This is a genomic window from Enterobacter cloacae complex sp. R_G8 (assembly GCF_024599795.1).
GTDB lineage: Bacteria > Pseudomonadota > Gammaproteobacteria > Enterobacterales > Enterobacteriaceae > Enterobacter > Enterobacter dissolvens.
Genome location: NZ_CP102246.1, coordinates 2,696,641 through 2,720,446 on the forward strand (window position 1 = coordinate 2,696,641; position 23,806 = coordinate 2,720,446).

Below are 23,806 nucleotides of genomic sequence, written 5' to 3' on the forward strand. Positions count from 1 at the left end.
GAGACATTGTCAGTGCGCGAATATTCTGTTCTTACCGTCCCGCTTGGCGCGGTACAGGGCGTTGTCCGCGGCCTGTAGCCAGTCGGTTACGCTTTTCATCTCTCTTGTGGCACAGGCAATACCGATGCTGAGCGTGCAATGCACCGTCTCCTGAGCCACCTCCTTTTTGATTGCAGCCGCATCCATAATGCGCCTGGCGACAACATGCGCCTCTTCCAGGGTGGTATCCGGCAGCAGAACCACAAACTCATCGCCGCCAAGGCGTGCGGGGGTATCGCTCGGGCGCGTCGACAGATGCAAAATTTGCGAGACGGTCGCCAGCAATGCATCCCCGACCTTATGGCCAAAACGATCGTTAACGTCTTTAAAATTGTCGATATCGATAAACATCAGGGCCGATTCACGGCACGTCTGACGCAGTTTATTCAGTTCGTGGTCAATCCGCTTTTCAAGCAGCCGCCGGTTAGCAATATCCAGCAGCGGATCCATCATCGCAATCCGCTCAAGCTCCCGACTCTTGATCCGCAGACGCAGCGCAATGCTGTCCGTCAACATGCTCAGTGCCAGCAGATAAATCGCAATCAGCGGCAGCGTGGCAAACATGGTGCGCTGCGAAACGTACATCTCTACCGCCATCCCCTGCGTCAGCCAGCTCACCAGGAAAACGCCCAGCATGGTGATGGCCGCCTTTTTCATCAGCGTAATTCCCCCTGCCGAGAGCCGGTCGGTCAGCATAATGGTGGCAATGACTACCGACGGCAGCGGATTGACCGCCATCATGGCGATCCAGAACCCCCCGGCTCCGGCGTCCAGCACCAGATTCTGATGCTCAGTCACCAGAGGCATCGCCGAATTTCGCGCCCGATACCAGGCAAGCGTAGGCCAGATAAATGCGTTTATTGCCAGTAAACACATCAGCCAGACTGAACGATTCTGTTCAATCAGCACGGAGAGGATGGGGATAAAACAGAGAAACGTGCCGAGAATACGCATCAGATACATACGTTTGACAAACCGGCTTCCTGGTACACGAGGGCTTCTACTGAGTTTGTCAGCTGCATTCATTCTGCGAATTTTCCGATAGCTTTCTTCCGGTATCTTATTGACGTTAAAAATACCTAGCAAGCAATTTATCCGCTATTCGTTATGATTCATTCCCGGCAGAATGCAGGCTGCGCTCAGGTTTCACTCTCTGGTGTCGGGATAATGGGTTCGTCTGACACACGCGCACTGGTGCGATTTCTCCCCGCTTTTTTGGATCGATAAAGATGATCGTCTGCTTCGGCCATCAGCTTGTTGAAAATCTCAGTCAGTTGCCAGGACTCCGCCTTCCCGCTTCCAAGGCCGATACTGACGGTCAGATAGAGCGTTTGCTGGCGCCAGGTAAACGGATGACCGGCAATGGTGACTCTGATACGTTCCGCCAGCGCAAAGCCGTGTCGCGCGTCACCGGTATTCACCACAACCGCGAACTCTTCCCCGCCCATACGCGCCACCATGCCGTCGTCTCCGACAACCTGCTGCACCTCGCGGGCAAACGACGCCAGCACGCGGTCGCCACACTCGTGCCCATAGTTATCATTGATGCTTTTGAAGTAATCGATATCCAGCAACATCACGGTCAGAAAACGTGTATGCCGGTGCGCCTCTTCCCGCTTTAACGCCTCATAGAGCCCGGAGCGCGAATACACGTGGGTCAGAAAATCATAATCCGCACGCAACGACACCTGGTGGATCAGCGAATTAATGGCCGCCATACTGACGGAGACCATAACCGGACAGATAGCCATGGTGGCAATCCCCAGCCGGGCGGAGAACATCATCGGAGTCGAGAGCGGCGTGCCCACGGCGATATTGATAATGGAGTTGGCGACCAGGACGATCTCCACGCCTCCGGTCAGAAACGTCAGCAGACAGGTCGCGGGCAAGGAGTAGCGGACCGCACACCAGATCAGCGCCGGCAGCGGAAAGGCAAGGCTTCCCGCCCCGCCAATCACCACCGATGCCATCACCGAGACAATCAACGCAATGACCGGTAAAAGTTGCTCCAGACGCAGCCTGAATGCCCGCGTCGGCATACTGACCGTGAGCATACACGGCAAAATGAGCACGCCCGTTGAGAACTGCTCGCTAAACCAGTCGGCAAACAGCGGCCAGAAGGTATGGCTGTCGATCCCCACCGACCCGGTCGCGCCGAGCAGCGCGCACAGTAAGGCGGCGATCAGACAGTAATTGAACAGCCGCAGCGCATTGATAGGATCGGGGGTTTTCTTCATCAATCGCTTATCACGCACCACCAGCAACGCGACAACGACGATAAAGATCATATTCGACAGGTTGATGACCACCGAGGCCATTCCCCAGTTGGTGGTGACCGCGTCGTACATCAGCATGGCGACATACGACACCGCATAGTAATGCAGACGATTAAGATAGGTATAACGGGCAAAGACGCCTGCCATCACGCCGTTCAGCGGCCAGAACAGCGACAAGGCTTCGACCAGACGTAACTCCGCACCAATAAAATAGAACAAGGTGGTGAGAATAAAGATACCCGCCGCATTACGCAGCGGCGATTCAGGTCGAAAGAGCGTGAAGGCAGAGGGGTCTGAACGCATTAAATATCATTCCATATAATAACTTATGGCAACTAACTGACCCGTCACCACGAGGGGAAATCACTTAACGTGCATCTATAACACAATTACAACAGGATCAGCACTCGTCAACTTTTGGTGTTCATTTGCAACACCAGCCAGTGATGGATCACGCCCACGATATAATGCTGTTGCTGCGCGGTGAGCTGAACACCTTGCGGAATGTTGTGCCATTTCGCCAGACAGCCGCGACAGCAGGTGGCGGTCGCATGCTGGGCTATAAACACCGGATGGCCGCGCATCGGCGTCTGTTTTCCGTCATTGGCGGGGTGCGCGGGCGCAAGACGCTGAGCAATAAAATCGGCGGCATGCCGATCAATGGTATCGGCACCCTTGTCCCAGCAGTACTGCCGTTCTTTGGTGCCTAAGCGAAAGCGCGACCGAAAGGTCGATCGCGCCAGGCGAGAAAAAAGCGGATCCAGAGCAGACATCAGTAAACGGAACGTCCCAGGCGTTGGGTCAGTTGCTCCAGAACCGCCACACCGGCCAGTGAATTTCCCGTCTCATCCAGCTCCGGGCTCCAGACGGCGATTGCCATCTCATGCGGTACAATGGCGACCACCCCGCCACCGACGCCCGACTTGGCCGGAAGACCGACACGCCAGGCAAATTCCCCCGCGTTCTGATACATCCCGCTTGTCGCCATCAGGGCATTGACCTGACGCGCCTGCAGCGGTGAAACAACGTCCTGATTAAGATGCGGAGCATGTCCCTGGTGGGCAAGAAACAGGAAAGTCTGCGCCAGCTCCACACAACTCATTTTCAGCGCGCAGTAGTGGAAATAGTTTTGCAGTACGGTCGCCACATCATTATGGAAATTGCCGAAGGATTTCATCAGCCAGGCGATGGCCGCGTTCCGCGCAGAGTGATCAAACTCCGAGCGAGCCACCACCGGATCGTAGGCAATGTCGTCAACGCCTGAAAGCTGACGAACGATTTCAAGCATGCGCTGACGTGGCGCGCTGAGACGGCTTTGCAGCATATCGCAGACCACCAGCGCCCCGGCATTGATAAAGGGGTTACGCGGTTTACCCTGTTCAATCTCAAGCTGAAGCAGCGAGTTAAACGGCTGCCCGGAGGGATCTTTACCTACCCGCTGCCAGATCTCCTCTTCTTCGTACTGCCGCATGGCCGCGACCAGACTCAACACTTTCGAAATAGACTGGATGGAAAAACGTTCCGTGGCGTCACCGGCCTGGTAACGCTGTCCATCGATCGTACAAATTGCAATACCCAGCTTATTCCCGCTGACCGAGGCAAGGGCCGGAATGTAATCGGCAACCTTCCCTTTTCCAAGTAACGGACGAACCTGCGCCAGAATCTCGTCCAGCATCTCATTATGGATGACCGCAGCCACTCTCTTTGCTCCTTGCCCTCAGGCTAAAACGGGCTGCGAGTATAACAGACGCTTATGAGTTGCGTCAGGCACTGAGACGAAAACGCGAAACGGCCTGCAATAAAAGATCCGACTGTTTGTGCAGGCGCTCAGAGGCATCGGACGCGTCAGAAACGAGGCTGTCGGTCTGCCGCGACACCTGATTCAGCGCCTGAAGCTGGCGCGTCATCTGATGAATACTCTCCCCCTGACTCAGCGTGGCCGCCGAGATCTCATTCAGCAAACTGCTTAATGTTCCCACCAGCCCCGTGACCTGCTGCAGGTTGTCTTCCAGACGGTTAACGGCCCGGGAACCGTCTTCGATCCCCTGAAGGGAACGGTTGATAAGCTCCTGAATGGTCTGCGTCGAGTGGCTGCTCTTTCTCGCCAGCAGCCCCACTTCCCGGGCGACAACGGCAAACCCGCGCCCCTGGTTTCCCGCATGGGCCGCTTCAATTGCCGCATTCAGCGCCAGAATGTTGGTCTGAAACGCGACGCTGTCGATCATCGCCACGATCCCCCGCATCTCAGAAGATCGGTCGACGATCGCCTGCATCGACGCATTGACGGTCGACATCATCTGATCCCCTCCCGCAGCGGCCTGGCGCGCCTCATCCGCCCGCGAGCTGGCAAGCTTCGCATAGCCCGTGTTGCCTTCCACGTGGGTTTCCAGGGTCGCGATATGCGCCGTCACGTCTTCCAGCTCTTTGGCCTGACGCGCCGACTGGTAATACAGCTTTTGATTGCCCTGCGCCAGCGCACCAATGTTTTCCACCATTGAGGTGGTGGCATCGCTAACCTGGGTCACCAGTTGCTGTAGCCCGTGCTGCATGGTGGCAATACTGTCGCTGAGCTGTGCAATTTCACGGTTAAAACGCGTCACGCCAGGAGGGGTACCGGAAAGATCGCCTGCGGCCAGCCGGTTGATATGCGCAATCAAGCGCCGCAACGGGGTAATCACCCATCGGGACATCCCGAACCAGACGGCAACCGCAATAGCGAGCAACAGAACAGGCGCAAGCAGGAACAACGTTTGCAGACCGGAGAGCTGCGCCATCAACGACTGACGCCCTTTGAGCGCCTGCTTCTCGCTTGCTTGCTGATAGCGGGCATAGTTGTCATTAAAGTCGGTCTGAAATGCCTGCGCCGGCACGGCAAAAAACGCATCGATGGTGTTGGTTTTCACCAGCCCTTCCGCCTGCTCTTTTATCGCGCCGTAAAAAAGCTGATAGCTGTTCACCAGGGCGTCATCCTTTGGTGGGTTAAGTGCCAGCCAGGCATTCCACGCCTGCTGCGACACGTCCAGCGCCTGTTGCGCGTCGTCCATCAGGCTGTGCCAGCTGCCCTCGGAGCCGGTCTCTTTATCCTGCATAAACCAGACGCCGGAGCGGTTAAGCAGATCGCTTGCGGCCAGCAGGGAAACGCGAGCCAGATCCAGCTTGCTCTGCTGCTGGTACGCCAGCAGGTTTTGCTGCTCGTTGCGTTGCGCTTCCTTCAGGGAGGCATTGAGCAGGAACGACGAGGAGAGTTGCAGGGCGGAAAAGAGGCCGATAATACAAAAGATACCGGTCAGCAGGCCAAACTGGCGGGGGATAATGTGCTGCGCAATACGACGATAAATTTGCGTTAGGTTCATAATTTTCTTCAGTAACAAGACGTTAGACGCGTGCGAGTCTACGAAACGAAAATGACAGAACCATTGCAGAGAAATGACAGAGACCCTCGTCGTCAGGGTCTCTGTAAGGAGGGCGGGTTACACTCTGTTCTTCCACACCGTCTGCACGTTACAGAATTCGTGCAAACCAAAGTGGGAAAGCTCGCGGCCAAAACCACTCTTCTTCACGCCGCCAAAGGCCACGCGCGCATCGCTGGCGCTAAAGCCATTGATAAACACCCCGCCGCACTCCAGCTCGCGGGAGAATCTCCCGGCCAGCGCTTCGTCGGCGGTAAACACCGTGGCAGAGAGACCAAAGTCGCTGTCGTTGGCAAGCTGCAGGGCATGTTCCGCATCCTTCGCCACCGTAATCGCCGCCACCGGGCCAAACAGCTCCTGACGGAAGGCGGTCATTGTCGGGGTGACATGGCTCAGCACGGTTGGCGCGTAATAGTTGCCCTCCCCGCTGATTTTCTCGCCGCCCAGCAGCAGCGTGGCCCCTTGCGCGAGCGTGGCCTGCACCTGCTGGTGCAGTTCGTCACGCAGATCGAAACGCGCCATCGGGCCAATATCATTCTCTTCCCGATCCGGTGCTCCCATCTTCAGCGCCGCCACCGCCGCAACAAAACGCCGGGTAAAGTCATCGGCAATCCCCTCTTCGATAATAAAGCGCTTTGCCGCCGCGCAAACCTGCCCGGTGTTCTGATAACGTCCCGTGACGGCCGCGCGAACCGCCAGATCCAGATCGGCATCATTCAGCACGATAAACGGATCGGAGCCGCCCAGCTCCAGAACACATTTTTTCAGCGCCGCTCCCGCCTGAGCCCCTATTGCCGCACCTGCACGCACGCTACCGGTGACGGTTACCGCTGCGATACGACGATCGTTGATCGCCTGGCTCACACCATCATTGGTGGCATTCACCCAGCCAAAGACGCCTTGCGCAATACCGGCATCAGCAAAAATTTGCCCAATCAGCGCAGCAGAACCGAGGACGTTCGGTGCATGCTTGAGCAGATAGCTGTTACCTGCCAGCAGGATCGGCACCGCACCACGCAGCACCTGCCAGAGCGGGAAGTTCCACGGCATCACCGCAAGAATCGGCCCCAGCGGACGGTATTCAATGACCGCGTTTTGGTTTTCCACCAGCGTGGGCTCCGCACGCAGCATCGCCGGGCCATGTTCCGCATACCAGTCGCACAGACCCGCAGATTTGGCCACTTCCGCCCGCGCCTGCACAATCGGCTTGCCCATTTCCCGGGAGATCATCTGCGCCATCTCTTCCCCACGCTGGCGCAGTGCTGCCCCCAGGTCGCGCAGCTTTTGTGCCCGGTGAGAGACGCTTTCCCCTCGCCACTGGCGAAAACCGGCCTCAGCCAGGGTGATTGCCTGTTCAACCTCTTCGGATGTGGCCCAGGGATACGCGGCCAGCGTCTCGCCTGTCGCCGGATTAACAGAGAGGGCATGCGTAGCAGATGAATAAGTCATGATGTTCTCCACGTAATATCGGTTGATTGATTGTGGCCCACTCTGCTATTTCTTAAAAATGAATAATACTAACCACCTTATTCACGAATCGAGAATGCTATGGATTTAACTCAGCTTGAAATGTTTAACGCCGTTGCCCTGACCGGCAGCATCACCCAGGCGGCGCAGAAGGTGCATCGCGTGCCGTCTAACCTGACCACCCGCATCCGCCAGCTTGAGGCCGATCTCGGCGTTGAGCTGTTTATCCGGGAGAGCCAGCGTTTGCGGTTATCTCCCGCCGGGCACAACTTTCTGCGCTACAGCAAGCAGATCCTGGCGCTGGTTGACGAGGCGCGGATGGTCGTCGCCGGTGATGAGCCGCAGGGGTTATTTGCCCTTGGCGCCCTGGAGAGCACCGCCGCCGTGCGGATCCCGGAAAGTCTGGCGGCGTTTAACCAACGCTATCCGCGCATTCAGTTCGCGCTCTCTACCGGCCCGTCCGGAACCATGATTGACGGCGTTCTGGAAGGCACCTTAAGTGCGGCGTTTGTCGACGGGCCACTTTCTCACCCGGAACTGGAAGGCATGCCGGTTTACCGGGAAGAGATGATGCTGGTCACGCCTGCCGGGCATGCGGCGGTGACGCGCGCCGCGCAGGTAAGCGGCAGCGACGTCTACGCGTTTCGCGCAAACTGTTCGTATCGACGTCATCTGGAAAGCTGGTTTCACGCCGACCGCGCCACGCCCGGGCGGATCCATGAGATGGAGTCGTATCACGGTATGCTCGCCTGCGTGATTGCAGGGGCGGGTATTGCGTTGATGCCCCGCTCAATGCTGGAGAGTATGCCGGGGCATCATCAGGTAGAGGCGTGGCCGCTGGCGGAGAACTGGCGCTGGCTGACCACCTGGCTGGTGTGGCGTCGTGGGGCGATGACCCGCCAGCTCGAAGCGTTTATAGCGCTGCTAAACGAACGTCGACAACCAGAGCCTTCTCCATAAACAGACTCAGCGGATCGTCGACATACGGCGCAAACGCCGGACGGCGTTCATATCCGCACTGTTCATACAGGCGAATGGCGGCATTTTGCTTGATCCCTGTCTCCAGACGCACGGTATGGCAATGACGGCTCAGGGCTTCATCTTCGAGGGCGGCCAGCAGCGTCTCGCCCAGATGTTGCCCGCGATGGGCCGGATCAATATAGACCCGCTTCATTTCTCCGGTACCGTCGCCATTCAGCACCACGGCACCACATCCCACGGCCTGCAGCTGCGGGTCGCGAATGATCATCAGGATAAGCGAGGCTTCAGGCAGCGCAGCCAGATCGAGCAGATGATTGCTTTCAGCGGGATAGAGTTCGCTCTGATAGCGGTCAAGCGCCGCAATCAGCTTGAGGATATCCGGATGACGGGCAGATTCAGAGGTAATGGAATACATGGCAGGCTCCTTGCTTTTTTTGTGACACCAGATTTCAACATAGCGTCTGCCATCTGTTCGGACTTCATAGTTTTAACTTATGTCATGACGCCAGCGTCAGGCGGGTCTCAAGCTGTTCCAGCTGGGCCCGGGCGGCTTCATCCAGCCTGCTGTCGGTGACGATATCCGTCAGGGTGTTCAGGTGCGCCACATTAAACAGCGACCAGGCACCGTATTTAGAGCTGTCCGCCAGCAGCACCCGACGTTTGGCATTGGCAATCAAATCCCGCTTCAGCGCGGCCTTCTCTTCCGTGGGCGACGTGATACCGCGGGTAATATCCCAGCCATTACAGCTGACGAAAGCCACATCAGGCCAGACATTCTGCAACAGCCGACGCCCGTGTTCCCCGATACAGGACTGGCTCGAATCATCGATACGACCGCCAATGATCGTCACTTCAATCTGTTTAAACTCAGAGAGAAACAGCGCAATGTGCAGATCGCTGGTGATGACGCGAAGCGGCAGATGCGTCAGCTGACGCGCGAGTTCAATCATTGTGGTACCGGCGTCCAGCACAATGGCATCCCCCGCGTTAACAAAGCTCGCTGCCGCCCTGGCGATGGCATGTTTTTCTGCCAGACTGCGCTGCATTTTTTCGGACGTGGTCGGCTGGGAAGGAATAAACCGGTTAAGGGTAACGCCGCCGTGGGTTCGGCTGATGACGCCCTCCTGGTCAAGCTTAATCAGGTCGCGGCGGATCGTCGCCGGTGAGGCATCGGTGATCGCCACCAGCTGATCCACCGTGACCAGGTTGTGCCCTTTGAGGTAATCCATTATCTGCTCTAACCGGTTATATCCCTTCATATTATTCCCGTGTAATTTGCATAGCCAACTGAATAGACACCGTCATGCTCTCCGACCTGGCTTTACCGGTCCATGCAATATTGAACGCGGTTCCGTGGTCTGCAGAGGTGCGGATAAACGGCAATCCGGCGGTGATATTCACCCCGTCGTAAAAGCCGAGCAATTTTAGCGGAATATGCCCCTGATCGTGATACATCGCAACGACCATGTCATACATTCCTTCGTGGCATTGCATAAATACCGTATCCGGCGGGCACGGTCCGGTGACGTTAACCCCCTGCGCCTTCATCGCCGCAACGGCCGGGCCGACGATTGTGATCTCTTCATCGCCAAACAGGCCATTTTCTCCCGCATGCGGGTTCACACCCGCGACCGCAATACGAGGTGCGCTAAAGCCCACCCGCTTCAGGAAGGTATCCGCAATGCCGATGACGGTTTTTACCCGATCCTGATTGAGCGTATCAAGGAATTTACGCAGCGCAATATGGGTCGTGATATGAATGACCTTCAGCCGATCGGTGTACAGCACCATAGCGTAGTCTTTGCTGTGCGTCAGATGGGCCAGCAGCTCGGTATGCCCGGGGTAGTGATGTCCGGCCAGATGCAGCGCTTCTTTATTCAGTGGCGCGGTGGCAACCGCTTTCACGTCCCCCGCCATCGCCAGTTCCGTCGCGCGCTTCACGCAGCGATAGGCTAAATCCCCCGCCTGAGCCTGAACCACGCCGGGCTTCAGGGCATCAGGGTCGGCCAGCGGTTCGTCCAGCACGTTAATCACGTTGGGTGCGAAACGAGCCTCGCTGACCTGCTTGATGATATGGATGTCAGCCTGCCCCACGATCCCATCATCCAGCACCCGCCTGAGCGTGCGGGCACAGCCCACAACGACAACCGGGGCTCCCGTTAATTCGCTCCCGGTGAGGGATTTGATAATGATCTCCGGGCCAATGCCCGCCGGGTCACCCATGGTTACAGCAATAATGTTAGTCACTCAGTCTCTCCTCGATAAAATGCAACACCTCAAGCAGCGTCTCTTCTTTTCCGAAGCCCCCTGCTTTGGTCATTACCGGCTGGTGCCAGGCACAACCCAGAAATTTGCCGTAAGGGACGCATCCTGCGACGCGCCCTGTAATTTCAAATCCTTGCGCATCAAGCGCGCTGGCGACGGCCATTGCCACATCACCGCCTGAGACATACAACGCATCTGGCGGACATGCCGTCAGTGCCTCTCGGGTAATCTCTCCCAGGAAGGCGCAGATCGTTTCACCCAGTTCGGCCCGGGTCATTTGATACTGCGCGCAAAGCCGTTCAACCTGATGTCGCGCCTCATGGTCCGGGCAGGTATGAACGAGGCAGTGTCGGCCCGCCTTCAGGGCCTGCGTGATGCGCATGAGCGCGTTCGCCGTCTCCCCCTTCAGCACATCATTAACATCAATGAACACCGACGAAACCGCAGGCTCTGCAGCGGCCAGCGCAATCTGGCGCTGAGCGATCTCACTCATTGATCCCACCACCGCCAGCAGCTGCTGACGCTTCACGGGGGCGAGATGGCGTGCCAGCGCATCACATAAGCCGGCAGACCCGACCAGCAGTGGTGTCTGCGGGCAGGTCAGCGCGGCGCCAATAATGGCGTCCAGATCCTCGTCACACTGGGCATCGACGATGAGCCACTCCGTTCCCTGCGCCAGTTCGGCTGCCAGCGTGTTCACGGTCACGGATTGACAACTCACGTTGGTAAACATGTCAGCAATAGTGGCAGACGGGACGGGCGTTTTCGGATCGCTGGCAAATTCGGTTTCATCCACCGAAATGCCGTTCACCAGACACCTGCCGTGGCGCGTGATCCGCCCTGCCGCGGGATACGCTGGCGCCACAATCACCTGCCGTTTGCCGCTTACTGCCTTAAGGACGCCTGTTTCTGCCCCTACATTGCCGCGCAGCGTGGAATCAATCTTTTTGATGAGCCAGCGCGCCTCCGCAATATCCGCCCCCAGTACGGCCACTTTTTCGGCCGCCTCTGCTGCCCTCAGCGCACGGGAATCGGTATTAATGACCAGTGCATCCACCGTCTGGGTAAAGGGTGTCTGGAATGCCACGCTGACCTTCTTACCGCTCAGCGCCAGGCTGACACCCGCATCGTTTGCACCGGTAAAGTCATCTGCGACGACAACGACGTCTCTGAACAGGTTGTTTTCTTTCATTCCCACTCCGGGCTCGCTTTTCCTGCTAATGATTATATTCAATCATGATTGATTATATGTGAGCAAGATCAAGTTAATCAGTTTGCGGATAAATTATAAATTTAGCCACACGATGACCATGAAGCGTCTTAATTGAGCGAATTTAATCATGGACACAAAGACAGGAGAAAAGCGTGGTTACCCTTAACAGCACCATTATTAGCGGCGCAAATGCGCTCGCCGCCATCAGGCCATTACTCACCGATAACGCGCAGCTCTTGCTGGTCACGGACGGCAACATTGCGCGTCTGGAGGCGGCAAAACAGATCCGTTCAATTCTTGAAGAGGACAACCGCCGCGTCACGGTGATTGACACGGTGCCACCTGAACCCTCCCACCACGATGTCAGCCAGTTGCTCGCGGGGTTAAACGGCGGATCGTTTGATGTTGTGGTCGGGATCGGCGGCGGTAGCGTACTGGATGTGGCGAAACTGCTCTCCGTGCTCTGTCACCCGCTGTCGCCGGGGCTGGACAGGCTGCTGGCAGGGGTAAAACCGATGGCACGTATCTCCTCAATTCTGATCCCCGCCACCGCCGGAACCGGGTCAGAAGCCACGCCGAACGCTATTCTGGCGATACCGGAGCAAAACACGAAGATTGGTATTATCTCCCCGGTCCTGCTGCCCGATTACGTCGCCCTGCTGCCGGAACTGACCACCAGCATGCCCGCGCATATTGCCTCCTCTACCGGAATCGATGCCCTGTGCCATCTGATTGAGTGCTTCACCGCCACGGTCGCCAACCCGGTCAGCGATAACGCGGCGTTGACCGGGCTCGCTAAGCTGCTGAAGAACATTGAAACGGCCTGCGCTGAGCCGGGTAACCTGCTGGCAAAGCTGGAAATGCTGTGGGCCTCTTATTACGGCGGGGTCGCGATTGCGCAGGCCGGCACACATCTGGTTCACGCCCTGTCTTATCCGCTTGGCGGGAAATATCACCTGCCGCACGGCGTGGCCAACGCCATTCTTCTGGCACCCTGCATGCGTGTGGTTCGTCCCCACTGCGTGACAAAATTTGCGCAGGTCTGGGATCTCGTGCCAGGCGCGGACAGCAGCCTGTCCGATGACGAAAAATCTCACGCGCTGGTGGAGTACTTTGCCGCGCTGGTTCGTCGTCTCAACCTGCCGGACAACCTTGAGTCCCTGGGCGTGCCGCGCGAAGACATCGCTTCCCTGAGCGATGCCGCCCTGAACGTTAAACGGTTAATGAACAATGCCCCCTGTCAGGTGAATCACGACGAGGTGCAGGCGATTTACCGGACACTGTTTCCTGAACATGCATAGTCAAGGAGTAAGAAATGCGTAACAACATCAAGGGCGTGCTGACGGCCATCGTCACCCCTTTTGACGCGGAAGGCGAACTCAACCTTCCCGGCTTAACGCGGCAGATCGCCCGCCAGCTGGACGCCGGAAACGGCATTTTTTGCGGCGGAACCAACGGCGAGTTCTTTGTCCTGAACGAAGCGGAAAAAATCGCGGTCACCCGGACCTGTGTGGAAACCGTCGCCGGACGCGCGCCCGTCGTGGCGCATATTGGCGAAATCTCCACCCGCGACACCATCCGGCTGGGAAAACAGATCGCTGCGCTGGGTGTGGATGCGGTTTCCGTCATCACCCCTTACTTCGTGCCGCTGAAACAGGCTGAGCTCATCGCACACTACACCGCCGTCGCTGACGCGCTAACCGTACCGGTCTTTCTGTACAACATTCCGGCGCGGACCGGCAACACACTTGAGCCCGCCACGGTACGGGCGCTGGCCGAACACCCCAACATTTCAGGTATTAAAGACAGTGCCGGGAGCTATGAAAGCCTGCGCGGTTTCCTCAACGCGGTCAGCGACATTGATGGGTTTGACGTGCTGAACGGACCGGATTCACTGATCCATCAGGGCTTCGTCGACGGATGTTCAGCCTGTATTTCCGGGCTGGCGAACGTGGCACCAGCGGCGATCAACGCCATCTGGTCACGCTTTAACGCGGGTGATGTTGAAGGTTCCCGGCAGGCGCAGGAGCGCGTCACCCGACTGCGCACCGAGCTCTACAGCGTGGCGTTTTCCCCTGCCGCCGTTAAAAAGGCCCTGCAAATCATGGGCGAGGATGTCGGAGTGAGTCGCTATGCCGTGGCGTTTAGCGAGCAGCAGTGCCAACAGATTCGCCAGATAGTGACAACGTCACTTAGCTAAACGGCGTTGGTTTCGTCAATAAGAATACCGGGTACCTGAGGTGCCCAGGATTCACTCGCCCTGAAGAGAGGCAAAGATGAATAATTTTACCGCTGAAGATACCCTGATCATTGTGGGCATAGTCATTGCCTACATCCTGTTCACCACCTGGCTGACCTTCCGGATCCGCAGTAAAAACTCCGGGGACTTTATGGAAGGCTCCCGTGCGATGCCGGCGTTTATTGTCGGGATCCTGCTGATGTCTGAGTATATCGGCGCTAAATCCACCATCGGCACCGCGCAGGCGGCGTTTGAGGACGGGTTTGCTGCGTCATGGTCCGTCATCGGGGCCGCGATTGGCTTCCCACTTTTTGGTCTGTTGCTGGTAAAACGCATATACAACACCGGGAAAATCACCATCTCGGGTGCGATTGCTGAAAAATACGGTAACAGCACCAAAAACATTATCTCCCTCATCATGATCTACGCCCTGCTGCTGGTTAACGTGGGGAATTACGTCAGCGGCGCAGCAGCCATTTCCACCGTACTGAAAGTCAATCTGCCCGTTGCCGCCTTTATTACGGCTATCGTCAGCACCTTCTATTTCGCCTTTGGCGGCATGAAGGGCGTGGCGTGGGTAACCGTGCTGCACAGTGCGCTGAAATACTTCGGCATTCTGGCCATCATGGGCTTTGCGTTATCCAAAACCGGCGGTTTCACGCCGATGATCGAAAACATGCCGGACTTCTACTGGACCTGGGATGGCAATATCGGCGCGTCGACCATTTTCGCATGGCTCATTGGCACCATTGGATCCATCTTCTGCACCCAGTTTGTGATCCAGGCCATCTCCTCCACCAAAGATGTTAAATCGGCTAAACGCTCGACCTGGGTCGCGTTCTTTTTCTGCCTGCCGATTGCGCTGGCCATTGCGGTGATTGGCGTGGCGGCAAAATACCTGCATCCGGAGATCGACAGCCTGTATGCGATGCCGATTTTCCTGCAGGATATGAACCCGTGGCTGGCCGGTCTGGTAACCACCTCTCTGGTGGCGTCCATCTTCGTCAGCGTCAGTACCGTGGCGCTCGCCATTGCCTCCCTGGTGGTCAAAGATTTTTACGTACCGATGCGCAACCCGACGCCCGAGCAGGAATTTAAGGCCACCCGCTGGATCTCCCTGCTGATTGGTTTCCTGCCGCTGATTTTTGTTCTGCTGGTGCCTGAAGTGCTGAAGCTGTCGTTCTTTACCCGTGCCATTCGTCTGTCAATTTCCGTCGTGGCGGTCATCGCATTCTACGCCCCGTTCTTCCGCAGCACCCGCGGAGCCAATGCAGGGCTGATCGGCGCCTGCGTTGTAACCTCCGTCTGGTATCTGCTGGGCGATCCGTTTGGCATTAACAATATGTACATCGCCCTGCTGACCCCTGCGGTCATCATGGTCATCGACCGTCTCATTCCGGGAAAGGCACAGGGTAAAGCGCCAACCCCCGTTGAAAACAATGGAGTCTGATATGTCTGTAACCGTAACCCGCGACGGAATTATTCGCCCACAACAGGATACTCGCGTGGAGGCGGCGATGCTGCCTTCCGCCTGCCCACAAAACCACGCGGCAAATCTGCTGCCGCTGCCGGATGGTTCGCTGATGTGCGTCTGGTTTGGCGGTACCCAGGAGGGTATTGCGGATATCTCAGTCTGGGGTTCGCGCCTGTCACCGGGAAGCCAGCAGTGGAGTGAGGCAGAAAAACTGTCGGACGATGCCACGCGCTCCGAACAGAACCCGGTTCTGTTCCTGGCGCCAGATAACGTGCTGTGGCTGCTGTGGACCGCGCAGATGTCCGGCAACCAGGACACCGCTATTGTGCGCTATCGCCAGTCCCGGGATCGGGGTAAAACCTGGGGGGACATCGCGACCCTGCTCGATAAACCCGGCACCTTTATTCGTCAGCCGATTATCGTGCTGGAGAACGGTAACTGGCTGCTGCCGGTGTTTTACTGCCGCACCCGGCCGGGTGAGAAATGGGTCGGAAACGATGATATCAGCGCGGTGAAAATCTCCGAAGACGGGGGCAAAACCTGGCGTGATGTCGAGGTACCGGACAGCCTGGGCTGCGTCCATATGAACATCACCCCGCTGCGCAATGGCACCCTGGTTGCCCTGTTCCGTAGCCGGTGGGCGGATAACATTTATTACAGCCAGTCAACGGACAACGGCGAAAGCTGGTCCGTGCCGGAGCCCACGGTATTACCCAACAACAACTCCTCTATCCAGGTGACAACGCTTGCCAGTGGCGAGCTGGCGCTGGTGTTTAACTTCATGAGCGCCGCCGGGGCGCAGGAGCGTCGCACCTCGCTGTACGACGAAATTGACGATGGCGATGGCCGTAAAGAGCCGGTTGTGACCCACGGTCGGGCCGCCTTCTGGGGTGCCCCGCGTGCGCCGATGACCGTCGCCATTTCGCCGGACGGAGGCAAAAGCTGGCCGTGGCAACGGCATCTGGACGAGGGAGACGGCTACTGCATGACTAACAACTCCCTGGAGAAACTGAATCGTGAGTTTTCCTATCCGAGCATTAAACAGAGCCCGGATGGCAGCCTGCATATCGCCTACACCTACTTTCGTCAGGCCATAAAATACGTACGGGTGACGCCCGAGTGGGTCAAGGAGTCAGCATGATTATCGGACATCTCAACGCCCTGCCGCTGGCAGGGTTACCGCCAGTGTTGTATGCCCTGCTGTCCCGCCCGGACTGCACGCTGCAGGCGCTTAGCGAACGCGACGACGGCCGCTGGCAGCCGGACAATGCCCCCTGGTTTTGCCAGATTGGTCCGGCGCAGACGCAGCAGCGCGCGGAGCGGCATACGGAGTACCATCACCAGTGGGCGGATATTCAGGTTGTGCTGGCGGGAGAAGAACTCATCTATGCCGGGGCACGCCCTGTCGGCAAGCCGAATGACGAAGAGCGTAAAGCGGACCTGTTCATTGCCCGCTCACCGGCACACAGCGTCGGGATCCGCCTTGGCGCGGGTGACTTTGCGGTCTTTTATCCTGAAGAACCACACCAGGCGCTGTGCGCCAGCGGCGCACCGATGACCGTTCGCAAAGCGGTGTTTAAAGTTCCTCGTTCAATGCTGGAGGCCTGACATGCGTCACGCCGTCGTGACCGGAGCCAGCTCCGGAATTGGTGAGGCCATCGTTAAGCGTTTACTGGCGGAAGGCTGGCAGGTCACCGGACTCAGCCGCCGTGCCGTGATGCCGGATACCCCTGGCTTTACGGGGTTACGCGTGGATATCACCGACCCTGAGGCGCTGAACAGCGCCCTGCACGCCATCGCGACACCGCAGGCGGTGATCCACGCCGCCGGAATGATGGCCGCCGCCCCACTGGGGCAACTGGACAGCAGGGTTGGCGCGTCACTGTGGCAACTGCACGTTCAGGCCTGCGAAGCCCTGTTTAACCATTTCGCGCCCGCTATGGCCGCCGGTGGACGATTTGTGGCGATTGGCAGCAGAACCTCCCGCGGGGCGGCAGGCCGTTCGCAGTATGTTGCCACCAAGGCGGCGATGACAGGGATGGTCAGAAGCTGGGCGGCGGAACTGGCCCCGCGTGGGATCACCGCGAACGTGGTCGCGCCGGGGGCCACCCAAACGCCGATGCTTAGCGCTCCGGGGCGAGAAAGCTCACCGCCCACGTGTCCGCCCATCGGCCGTCTCATCACGCCAGAAGAGGTCGCGGGGCTGGTGAATTTCTTGCTCAGCGATGAAGCCGCCGCCATCACGGGCCAGGAGATGGTGATATGCGGCGGCGCCTCGCTCAGCTAGCGCAGGAAGATACGCCCTTTCAGATAGAGCGTCGCCTGGCCGCCAATCAGCACACGGTCGCCCTTCAGTTCGCAGCGCAGATCCCCGCCACGGTACGAAACCTGGCGGGCGTTCATCGACGTTTTGCCCAGCTTCTCGCTCCAGTACGGTATCAGCATGCTGTGCGTGGATCCGGTGACCGGATCTTCCGGTACCCCTTCGCCCGGGCAGAAGAAGCGGCTGACGAAGTCATACTCCTCCCCCGGAGCCGTCACGCAGACCATTTTCCCCAGCGGCGCCATCGCTGCAATATCCGGGGTTAAGGCTTCCACCTGTTGCTGGCTCTCCAGCACCACCATGTAATCCCGTCCGACGCGGACCTCTTTAGCCTGGGCTATCCCCAGCGCGCTGAACAGGCCTGGCGGTGGATTGTCAACCATCTCGGTCGACCACGCAGGGAAATTGAGCGTCAGCCAGTCGCCGCTGCGTTTCACCGTCAGCTCACCCACGAAGCGCGTGGTGAAGGTGATTTCGGTATGCGGATAATCAAGGTATTCGAAAATAACGTGGGACGCCGCCAGCGTGGCGTGGCCGCACAGATTAATTTCATGCAGCGTAGTGAACCAGCGCAGCTCGAAGCCGGTGTCGGTACGCACGAAGAAAGCTGTTTCGGACTGGTTATGCTGCTGCGCCATTTTGAGCAGCGTCTCATCCGAAAGCCACTCTTCCAGCGGGCATACCGCCGCGGCATTGCCGCCAAACGCCCTGTCGCTGAAGGCATCCACCAGATAAAAATCAATTTCCTGCATTGTCTTTTCCTCTGTTGTTATAGGTATTTAGCGCAGAAAAACTGTGCCTTTCAAATAGAGTGACGCCTGCCCGCTCATCAGCACGCGCGAACCTTTCAGCTCGCACCGCACATCGCCACCCCGCGCGGACACCTGACGGGCAAACAGCGTGGTTTTACCCAACGTCTCACTCCAGTAGGGAATGAGCATCGTGTGTGCAGAGCCGGTCACCGGATCTTCCCAGACGGCAACGCCGGGTGAGAAGAAACGGCTGACGAAGTCATAATCCCCGTCGCCCCGCGCCGTAACGGCAACTTTATGTTCGCCTGGCGTCATGGCCGAAATAGTCGGTGTGAGCGCTTCAACCTGCTGGCGATCCTCCAGCACCACCACCCAGGCACGCCCTTTTCGGGCTTCGATGTAGTGGCTTATCCCCAGCGCCGCCAGCATCTCCGGCGGGGGCGTCTCTTCCTGTGTCGGGCATGCCGGGAAATCCAGCGTCAGCCAGTCCCCCTCCCGGCTCACCGTCAGGCGACCGGAAGCCGTTTCAAAATGGATACGCGGGTCTGGATAGTCCAGCTCACTGAACAGGACGTGCGCCGCAGCAAGGGTGGCGTGACCGCACAGGTTGACTTCGGTGAGCGTGGTAAACCAGCGTAGCTCAATGCCCCCTTTCGTACAGACGAAAAATGCGGTTTCCGACTGATTATGCTGTTGCGCCATTTTCAGTAACGTTTCGTCCGGCAGCCACGCTTTCAGCGGGCAAACGGCAGCCGGATTTCCGCCAAATGACACATTGCTGAACGCATCGACCAGATAAAAATCAATCTCCTGCACTGTCTTACCGCCTGTTTTTATTGGAGTGTTCCTTTATATTCAATGAAAACCACGCCCCCGGCTACCGCTTTGATAAGGTAAATATTGAGATCTGCATCACATAATGGTTGAGTTTTCGCCGTTCAAGGCTTTAAGATCGTCTCCTCTTCTTTAGCAACGAATCTCCGACATCCCTATGACAACGAACACAGTTTCCCGCAGGGTTGCGTGGCTACGCGTGGTCACGCTGGCTATCGCCGCGTTTATTTTCAACACCACAGAATTTGTTCCGGTTGGGCTGTTGTCTGACATCGCAGAAAGTTTCCAGATGGAAACGGCGCAGGTGGGCATTATGTTGACCATTTACGCCTGGGTGGTGGCATTGATGTCGCTGCCGTTTATGCTGCTGACCAGCCAGATGGAGCGCCGTAAGCTGCTGATCGGGCTGTTTGCGTTGTTTATCGCCAGCCACGTGCTGTCGTTCCTGGCGTGGAATTTTACGGTGCTGGTGTTAAGCCGCGTCGGAATTGCCTTTGCTCACGCCGTTTTCTGGTCGATCACCGCGTCACTGGCTATCCGGCTGGCGCCCGCGGGGAAACGCGCTCAGGCGCTGAGCCTGATTGCCACCGGGACCGCCCTGGCAATGGTGCTGGGCCTGCCGATTGGCCGCATCGTGGGGCAATACTTCGGCTGGCGTACCACGTTCTTCGCCATCGGTATGGGGGCGCTGATTACCCTGGTTTGCCTGATGAAACTGCTGCCGAAGCTGCCGAGCGAACATTCCGGCTCGCTGAAAAGCCTGCCGCTGTTGATGCGTCGTCCGGCACTGCTGAGCATTTATCTGCTTACCGTCATCGTGGTCACCGCCCACTATACGGCCTACAGCTACATTGAGCCGTTCGTTCAGGTCGTGGCCGGCTTCAGCGCCAACTTTGCCACCCTCCTGCTGCTGCTCCTTGGCGGGGCTGGCATTATCGGCAGTATTCTGTTTGGTAAGCTCGGCAATAAACACGCTTCAACGCTGGTGAGCAGCGCCATCGGTTTGCTGCTGGCGTGTCTGCTACTGCTGATGCCCGCGGCGGGCAGTGAAAGCCAGCTGGCGATCCTCAGCCTGTTCTGGGGCGTGGCGATCATGATTATTGGTCTCGGGATGCAGGTGAAGGTGCTGGCCCTCGCGCCGGATGCCACTGATGTGGCGATGTCGCTGTTCTCGGGCATTTTTAATCTGGGGATTGGCGCGGGTGCGCTGGTGGGCAATCAGGTGATCCTGCATGTCTCCATGTCGGCGATTGGCTATCTGGGGGCCATTCCGGCCGTGGTGGCGCTTATCTGGTCGGTGTTGATCTTCCGTAAATGGCCGGTGGCGCTGGAGGAACAGGCTCACCACGGGTGATGTCTGGTTGTGCCGGGTAAGCGCAGCGCCACCCGGCAAACACATCAATGATAGGTCTTAATAATCTCCAGCACGCCGTTAATAATAAACTGCACGCCCATACACACCAGCAAGAACCCCATCAGCCGGGAAATCGCCTCGATACCGCCCTTGCCTACCCAGCGCATAATCGCCCCGGAGCTGCGCAAGGAGGCCCAGACAATCACGCCGATCAGGGCAAAAATAAGCGGGGGTGCAACGGTCAGTACCCAGTCCGGGAACGTAGCGCTGTCACGCACCGTCGAGGCGGAACTGATGATCATCGCAATAGTCCCTGGCCCCGCCGTGCTCGGCATGGCTAACGGCACAAAGGCGATATTCGCGCTGGGTTCGCTTTCCAGCTCTTCGGATTTGCTTTTCGCTTCAGGCGATTCATGCGCTTTTTGCGCCGGGAACAGCATGCGGAAACCGATAAAGGCCACAATCAGCCCCCCGGCGATGCGCAGACCAGGAATGGAGATCCCGAAGGTATTCATCACCAGCTGACCGGCGTAGTAAGCAACCATCATGATGGCGAACACATACACGGAGGCCATCATCGACTGATGATTGCGCTCTGCGCTGTTCATATTCCCTGCCAGCCCCAGAAAGAGCGCTACCGTCGTTAACGGGTTAGCCAACGGCAGTAACACCACCAGCCCAAGACCAATTGCTTTAATCAAATCCACCATAATGTGTCGTTGTCCTTATCCATATTTACCACCGCAATTATAGGGTGAAAGTGTGACGTTGAGCCATGCACTCAACGTAACGATTATTTTCATCCGGGAACGATAACCCTGCGTTATCTGTATGATTTGAAAGACCCCAACAAAAGTTCATGAAACGTTTTAGCAATTCGTGGCATCCGCAGATCCATTCAGTTGACTTATACTTGCCTGAGCAATAATATCTGCCGTGACTAAACTACTTGCCAGGGCAACCATTGTGAAAAGCACCAGTGATATCTTCAACGACGTTGTTCCACTGGGTCGTCTTATTCATCTGGTTAACCAGAAAAAAGACCGCCTGCTGAATGACTATCTGTCGCCGCTGGATATCACCGCAACACAGTTTAAAGTGCTGTGCTCCATTCGCTGTCAGGTGTGCATCACCCCGGTTGAATTAAAAAAGGTGCTCTCTGTCGATCTGGGCGCGCTGACCCGCATGCTGGATCGTCTCGTCTGTAAAGGATGGATAGAACGAAGCCCTAACCCGAATGACAAGCGCGGCGTCCTGGTGACACTCACCCGCGACGGTGCGGATATGTGTGAGCAATGTCATCAATTAGTAGGACAAACACTGCATCAGGAACTAACAAAAAACTTAACGGCAGATGAAGTGGCAACGCTTGAGCTTTTGCTTAAGAAAATACTGCCGTAAACAGAAAAAGAGGTATGACGATGTCCAGACGCAATACTGACGCTATCACCATTCATAGCATTTTGGACTGGATCGAAGATAACCTGGAATCGCCGCTCTCCCTTGAAAAAGTGTCAGAGCGTTCAGGTTACTCCAAATGGCACCTGCAACGGATGTTCAAAAAAGAGACCGGTCATTCATTAGGTCAATATATTCGCAGCCGCAAGCTGACGGAAATTGCCCAAAAACTGAAAGAAAGCAATGAACCGATCCTTTATCTGGCGGAGCGTTACGGATTTGAATCGCAACAAACCCTGACGCGTACGTTTAAGAACTACTTCGACGTGCCGCCTCATAAGTATCGAATCACCAGCGTGCCGGGTGAATCCCGATACCTGTATCCGCTAAAACATTGTAGTTAATCATCGCCTGTAAAGACGTAACCGAGGAAATCATGAACCTTACCGCCTCCGCCGCCCTCGCCTTGCTGGTGCTGTTTTCCAGCCAGACCTTCGCGGAGCAAACACCCCGTGCAACGCAGCAAAATAATCATGATACGATGATTTTGCCGTCAGCACATGACCGGTCTCCCTATGATTTCAACCACATGGGGACTGGTAGCGACAAATCCGACGAATTAGGCGTGCCTTATTATAATCAGCACGGCCTCTGATTCGTTTTTGCCCCGCGGATGCGGGGCTTTTTTCTGCCCTATCCCCGCACCCGCGTCGCCCGACGCACGCGCAAGCCAAACACGTTGATATACAGTCCGGCCATGATCAACACCGCCCCCAGCAGCTGTAATGCACTTAGCTTCTCATCCAGCAGGATTGCAGCGCTGGCCAGCCCGACGACCGGCACCAGCAGCGATAACGGCGCCACGCGCCAGGTTTCGTACCGCCCCAGCAGTGAACCCCAGATACCGTAGCCCACAATGGTGGCGACAAACGCCAGATAAACCAACGACAGAATGGTGGTAAGGTCGATTTCAACCAGACTCTTCAGCATCACCGCGTGGCCGTCAAAAATCAGCGACGCGACCATAAACGGCACCACCGGGATCAGTGCGCTCCAGACCACCAGCGACATCACCTGCGGGCGTGCCTCATGCTGCATAATCAGCTTGTTGAAGATATTGCCGCAGGCCCAGCTCAGACCCGCCGCCAGCGTCAGCATAAAGCCCAGCAACGCCACATGCTGACCGTTCAGGCTGGCCTCAATCAGCACCAGCACGCCAAACACGGCTAAAGTGATCCCCGCCAGCTGTTTACCCTGCAAACGCTCGCCGAAGACAAATGCGCCAAGAATGATGGTAAAGAACGCCTGCGCCTGCAGTACCAGCGAGGCCAGCCCGGCCGGCATCCCGAATTTGATGGCACAGAACAGAAACGCAAACTGGCCAAAGCTGATGGTCAGGCCATAACCCAGCAGCAAGGTAAACGGAATTTTCGGGCGGGCAACAAAGAACAGTGCCGGGAACGCCACCAGCATAAAACGCAAGCCTGCCAACATCAGTGGGGGCATGTTATGCAATCCCACTTTAATGACCACAAAATTGAGTCCCCATACGATGACCACCAGCAATGCCAGCAGTCCGTCTTTACGCGTCATACCCTGCCCCTGATTTATTAATAATTTGTTAACACTTGAAGGTAACAGAAAAAAGCGCGTTACGAGAAGATCATTAATTCTGGCAGGCAGCTGAAGCACTTACGGATAAATTAGCCGCTATACAAGCCTCTTATGTCGTGATACTCCTTTTAGAACACAACTAAAAAAAGCATAAGCATTTGTCGGGC

The 23,806-nt window shown here is 57.1% G+C and carries 25 protein-coding genes; 11 read left to right on the forward strand and 14 right to left on the reverse strand.

What is annotated here, in order from left to right:
- Window positions 1-9: 9 nt before the first annotated feature.
- The 6 genes from NQ842_RS12780 to sad form a co-directional block, all read right to left on the reverse strand.
- Entirely contained in the window at window positions 10-1,002 is a 993-nt protein-coding gene (locus tag NQ842_RS12780; RefSeq protein ID WP_194516129.1) for a sensor domain-containing diguanylate cyclase, read from the reverse strand.
- 176 nt (window positions 1,003-1,178) lie between these two features.
- A complete protein-coding gene (locus NQ842_RS12785) occupies window positions 1,179-2,618 on the reverse strand; it encodes a GGDEF domain-containing protein (RefSeq protein ID WP_194516128.1) in 1,440 nt (479 codons plus the stop codon).
- Between the two features lie 107 nt (window positions 2,619-2,725).
- Entirely contained in the window at window positions 2,726-3,088 is a 363-nt protein-coding gene (locus NQ842_RS12790; RefSeq protein ID WP_257255913.1) for a DUF4186 domain-containing protein, read from the reverse strand.
- Window positions 3,088-3,990: a glutaminase B gene (gene glsB, locus NQ842_RS12795; RefSeq protein ID WP_220470944.1), complete on the reverse strand. Its 903-nt coding sequence runs from the start codon at window positions 3,988-3,990 to the stop codon at window positions 3,088-3,090. The genes NQ842_RS12790 and glsB overlap by 1 nt, the downstream gene beginning before the upstream one ends.
- An 88-nt stretch (window positions 3,991-4,078) precedes the next feature.
- The gene (locus NQ842_RS12800; protein ID WP_257255914.1) at window positions 4,079-5,668 is read right to left on the reverse strand and encodes a methyl-accepting chemotaxis protein; all 1,590 of its coding nucleotides are present in this window, start codon (window positions 5,666-5,668) and stop codon (window positions 4,079-4,081) included.
- A 117-nt stretch (window positions 5,669-5,785) separates the two neighbouring features.
- Entirely contained in the window at window positions 5,786-7,174 is a 1,389-nt protein-coding gene (gene sad, locus NQ842_RS12805; protein ID WP_257255915.1) for a succinate-semialdehyde dehydrogenase, read from the reverse strand.
- Window positions 7,175-7,273: 99 nt separating this feature from the next.
- Between sad and NQ842_RS12810 the strand changes: the two genes are divergently transcribed.
- Window positions 7,274-8,152, forward strand: coding sequence for a LysR family transcriptional regulator (locus NQ842_RS12810; protein WP_047361921.1), 879 nt, complete (start codon window positions 7,274-7,276; stop codon window positions 8,150-8,152).
- Here the strand turns inward: NQ842_RS12810 and NQ842_RS12815 are convergent.
- The 4 genes from NQ842_RS12815 to NQ842_RS12830 form a co-directional block, all read right to left on the reverse strand.
- Window positions 8,106-8,588, reverse strand: a complete 483-nt coding sequence (locus NQ842_RS12815; protein WP_014831915.1) for a GNAT family N-acetyltransferase — start codon at window positions 8,586-8,588, stop codon at window positions 8,106-8,108. The two genes, NQ842_RS12810 and NQ842_RS12815, sit on opposite strands and share 47 nt — an antisense overlap.
- A gap of 82 nt (window positions 8,589-8,670) precedes the next feature.
- Complete coding sequence (locus NQ842_RS12820; RefSeq protein ID WP_047361923.1) at window positions 8,671-9,432, reverse strand: DeoR/GlpR family DNA-binding transcription regulator; 762 nt, start codon at window positions 9,430-9,432, stop codon at window positions 8,671-8,673.
- Window position 9,433: 1 nt separating this feature from the next.
- Window positions 9,434-10,420, reverse strand: coding sequence for a D-threonate 4-phosphate dehydrogenase (locus NQ842_RS12825; RefSeq protein WP_257255916.1), 987 nt, complete (start codon window positions 10,418-10,420; stop codon window positions 9,434-9,436).
- Window positions 10,413-11,630, reverse strand: a complete 1,218-nt coding sequence (locus tag NQ842_RS12830) for a four-carbon acid sugar kinase family protein (RefSeq protein ID WP_257255917.1) — start codon at window positions 11,628-11,630, stop codon at window positions 10,413-10,415. The genes NQ842_RS12825 and NQ842_RS12830 overlap by 8 nt, the downstream gene beginning before the upstream one ends.
- 173 nt (window positions 11,631-11,803) lie before the next feature.
- Between NQ842_RS12830 and NQ842_RS12835 the strand changes: the two genes are divergently transcribed.
- The 6 genes from NQ842_RS12835 (at window position 11,804) to NQ842_RS12860 (ending at window position 17,651) form a co-directional block, all read left to right on the forward strand.
- Window positions 11,804-12,952, forward strand: a complete 1,149-nt coding sequence (locus NQ842_RS12835) for an iron-containing alcohol dehydrogenase (protein ID WP_257255918.1) — start codon at window positions 11,804-11,806, stop codon at window positions 12,950-12,952.
- Window positions 12,953-12,966: 14 nt separating this feature from the next.
- Window positions 12,967-13,851, forward strand: coding sequence for a dihydrodipicolinate synthase family protein (locus NQ842_RS12840; protein ID WP_257255919.1), 885 nt, complete (start codon window positions 12,967-12,969; stop codon window positions 13,849-13,851).
- Between the two features lie 76 nt (window positions 13,852-13,927).
- A complete protein-coding gene (locus NQ842_RS12845) occupies window positions 13,928-15,340 on the forward strand; it encodes a sodium:solute symporter family protein (RefSeq protein WP_013096620.1) in 1,413 nt (470 codons plus the stop codon).
- A 1-nt stretch (window position 15,341) separates the two neighbouring features.
- Window positions 15,342-16,505, forward strand: coding sequence for an exo-alpha-sialidase (locus tag NQ842_RS12850; RefSeq protein WP_257255920.1), 1,164 nt, complete (start codon window positions 15,342-15,344; stop codon window positions 16,503-16,505).
- On the forward strand, window positions 16,502-16,972 hold the full coding sequence (locus NQ842_RS12855) for a YhcH/YjgK/YiaL family protein (protein ID WP_163281129.1): 471 nt from the start codon (window positions 16,502-16,504) through the stop codon (window positions 16,970-16,972). The genes NQ842_RS12850 and NQ842_RS12855 overlap by 4 nt, the downstream gene beginning before the upstream one ends.
- A 1-nt stretch (window position 16,973) precedes the next feature.
- Window positions 16,974-17,651 carry an SDR family NAD(P)-dependent oxidoreductase gene (locus tag NQ842_RS12860; RefSeq protein WP_163281128.1) on the forward strand — a complete coding sequence of 226 codons (678 nt, stop codon included), beginning with the start codon at window positions 16,974-16,976 and terminating at the stop codon, window positions 17,649-17,651.
- Here NQ842_RS12860 and NQ842_RS12865 read toward each other — a convergent pair.
- Together NQ842_RS12865 and NQ842_RS12870 are read right to left on the reverse strand one after the other, a co-directional pair.
- Window positions 17,648-18,439, reverse strand: coding sequence for a PhzF family phenazine biosynthesis protein (locus tag NQ842_RS12865; RefSeq protein WP_014831906.1), 792 nt, complete (start codon window positions 18,437-18,439; stop codon window positions 17,648-17,650). The two genes, NQ842_RS12860 and NQ842_RS12865, sit on opposite strands and share 4 nt — an antisense overlap.
- A 27-nt stretch (window positions 18,440-18,466) precedes the next feature.
- Window positions 18,467-19,255 (reverse strand): PhzF family phenazine biosynthesis protein, encoded by a 789-nt coding sequence (locus NQ842_RS12870; RefSeq protein ID WP_047361935.1) that lies wholly within the window; start codon window positions 19,253-19,255, stop codon window positions 18,467-18,469.
- A gap of 175 nt (window positions 19,256-19,430) precedes the next feature.
- On the opposite strand from NQ842_RS12870, the gene NQ842_RS12875 reads away from it, so the two are divergent.
- Window positions 19,431-20,627 carry a sugar transporter gene (locus tag NQ842_RS12875; RefSeq protein WP_014831904.1) on the forward strand — a complete coding sequence of 399 codons (1,197 nt, stop codon included), beginning with the start codon at window positions 19,431-19,433 and terminating at the stop codon, window positions 20,625-20,627.
- 44 nt (window positions 20,628-20,671) lie between these two features.
- Here NQ842_RS12875 and NQ842_RS12880 read toward each other — a convergent pair whose 3' ends face one another.
- A complete protein-coding gene (locus NQ842_RS12880) occupies window positions 20,672-21,337 on the reverse strand; it encodes a MarC family NAAT transporter (RefSeq protein ID WP_014831903.1) in 666 nt (221 codons plus the stop codon).
- A 256-nt stretch (window positions 21,338-21,593) separates the two neighbouring features.
- Between NQ842_RS12880 and marR the strand changes: the two genes are divergently transcribed.
- The 3 genes from marR to marB are packed head-to-tail and all read left to right on the forward strand — an operon-like array spanning window position 21,594 to window position 22,680.
- The gene (marR, locus tag NQ842_RS12885; protein WP_047361939.1) at window positions 21,594-22,028 is read left to right on the forward strand and encodes a multiple antibiotic resistance transcriptional regulator MarR; all 435 of its coding nucleotides are present in this window, start codon (window positions 21,594-21,596) and stop codon (window positions 22,026-22,028) included.
- A 20-nt stretch (window positions 22,029-22,048) separates the two neighbouring features.
- A complete protein-coding gene (marA, locus tag NQ842_RS12890) occupies window positions 22,049-22,429 on the forward strand; it encodes an MDR efflux pump AcrAB transcriptional activator MarA (RefSeq protein ID WP_008502237.1) in 381 nt (126 codons plus the stop codon).
- Between the two features lie 32 nt (window positions 22,430-22,461).
- Complete coding sequence (marB, locus tag NQ842_RS12895; protein ID WP_014831901.1) at window positions 22,462-22,680, forward strand: multiple antibiotic resistance protein MarB; 219 nt, start codon at window positions 22,462-22,464, stop codon at window positions 22,678-22,680.
- 38 nt (window positions 22,681-22,718) lie between these two features.
- On the opposite strand, the gene eamA is transcribed toward marB, so the two are convergent.
- Window positions 22,719-23,618 carry an O-acetylserine/cysteine exporter gene (gene eamA, locus NQ842_RS12900; RefSeq protein WP_014831900.1) on the reverse strand — a complete coding sequence of 300 codons (900 nt, stop codon included), beginning with the start codon at window positions 23,616-23,618 and terminating at the stop codon, window positions 22,719-22,721.
- Between the last annotated feature and the right edge of the window lie 188 nt (window positions 23,619-23,806).

Bases quoted from the DNA above. Each gene is read 5' to 3' on its own strand.
- NQ842_RS12845 (WP_013096620.1), top strand. From the start codon at position 13,928: ATGAATAATTTTACCGCTGAAGATACCCTGATCATTGTGGGCATAGTC.
- NQ842_RS12790 (WP_257255913.1), bottom strand. From the start codon at position 3,088: ATGTCTGCTCTGGATCCGCTTTTTTCTCGCCTGGCGCGATCGACCTTT.
- marB (WP_014831901.1), top strand. From the start codon at position 22,462: ATGAACCTTACCGCCTCCGCCGCCCTCGCCTTGCTGGTGCTGTTTTCC.
- NQ842_RS12800 (WP_257255914.1), bottom strand. From the start codon at position 5,668: ATGAACCTAACGCAAATTTATCGTCGTATTGCGCAGCACATTATCCCC.
- NQ842_RS12820 (WP_047361923.1), bottom strand. From the start codon at position 9,432: ATGAAGGGATATAACCGGTTAGAGCAGATAATGGATTACCTCAAAGGG.
- NQ842_RS12855 (WP_163281129.1), top strand. From the start codon at position 16,502: ATGATTATCGGACATCTCAACGCCCTGCCGCTGGCAGGGTTACCGCCA.
- NQ842_RS12830 (WP_257255917.1), bottom strand. From the start codon at position 11,630: ATGAAAGAAAACAACCTGTTCAGAGACGTCGTTGTCGTCGCAGATGAC.
- glsB (WP_220470944.1), bottom strand. From the start codon at position 3,990: ATGCTGGACGAGATTCTGGCGCAGGTTCGTCCGTTACTTGGAAAAGGG.
- NQ842_RS12785 (WP_194516128.1), bottom strand. From the start codon at position 2,618: ATGCGTTCAGACCCCTCTGCCTTCACGCTCTTTCGACCTGAATCGCCG.
- NQ842_RS12840 (WP_257255919.1), top strand. From the start codon at position 12,967: ATGCGTAACAACATCAAGGGCGTGCTGACGGCCATCGTCACCCCTTTT.
- NQ842_RS12810 (WP_047361921.1), top strand. From the start codon at position 7,274: ATGGATTTAACTCAGCTTGAAATGTTTAACGCCGTTGCCCTGACCGGC.
- NQ842_RS12880 (WP_014831903.1), bottom strand. From the start codon at position 21,337: ATGGTGGATTTGATTAAAGCAATTGGTCTTGGGCTGGTGGTGTTACTG.
- NQ842_RS12875 (WP_014831904.1), top strand. From the start codon at position 19,431: ATGACAACGAACACAGTTTCCCGCAGGGTTGCGTGGCTACGCGTGGTC.
- NQ842_RS12865 (WP_014831906.1), bottom strand. From the start codon at position 18,439: ATGCAGGAAATTGATTTTTATCTGGTGGATGCCTTCAGCGACAGGGCG.
- marA (WP_008502237.1), top strand. From the start codon at position 22,049: ATGTCCAGACGCAATACTGACGCTATCACCATTCATAGCATTTTGGAC.
- eamA (WP_014831900.1), bottom strand. From the start codon at position 23,618: ATGACGCGTAAAGACGGACTGCTGGCATTGCTGGTGGTCATCGTATGG.
- sad (WP_257255915.1), bottom strand. From the start codon at position 7,174: ATGACTTATTCATCTGCTACGCATGCCCTCTCTGTTAATCCGGCGACA.
- NQ842_RS12860 (WP_163281128.1), top strand. From the start codon at position 16,974: ATGCGTCACGCCGTCGTGACCGGAGCCAGCTCCGGAATTGGTGAGGCC.
- NQ842_RS12780 (WP_194516129.1), bottom strand. From the start codon at position 1,002: ATGTATCTGATGCGTATTCTCGGCACGTTTCTCTGTTTTATCCCCATC.
- NQ842_RS12850 (WP_257255920.1), top strand. From the start codon at position 15,342: ATGTCTGTAACCGTAACCCGCGACGGAATTATTCGCCCACAACAGGAT.
- NQ842_RS12815 (WP_014831915.1), bottom strand. From the start codon at position 8,588: ATGTATTCCATTACCTCTGAATCTGCCCGTCATCCGGATATCCTCAAG.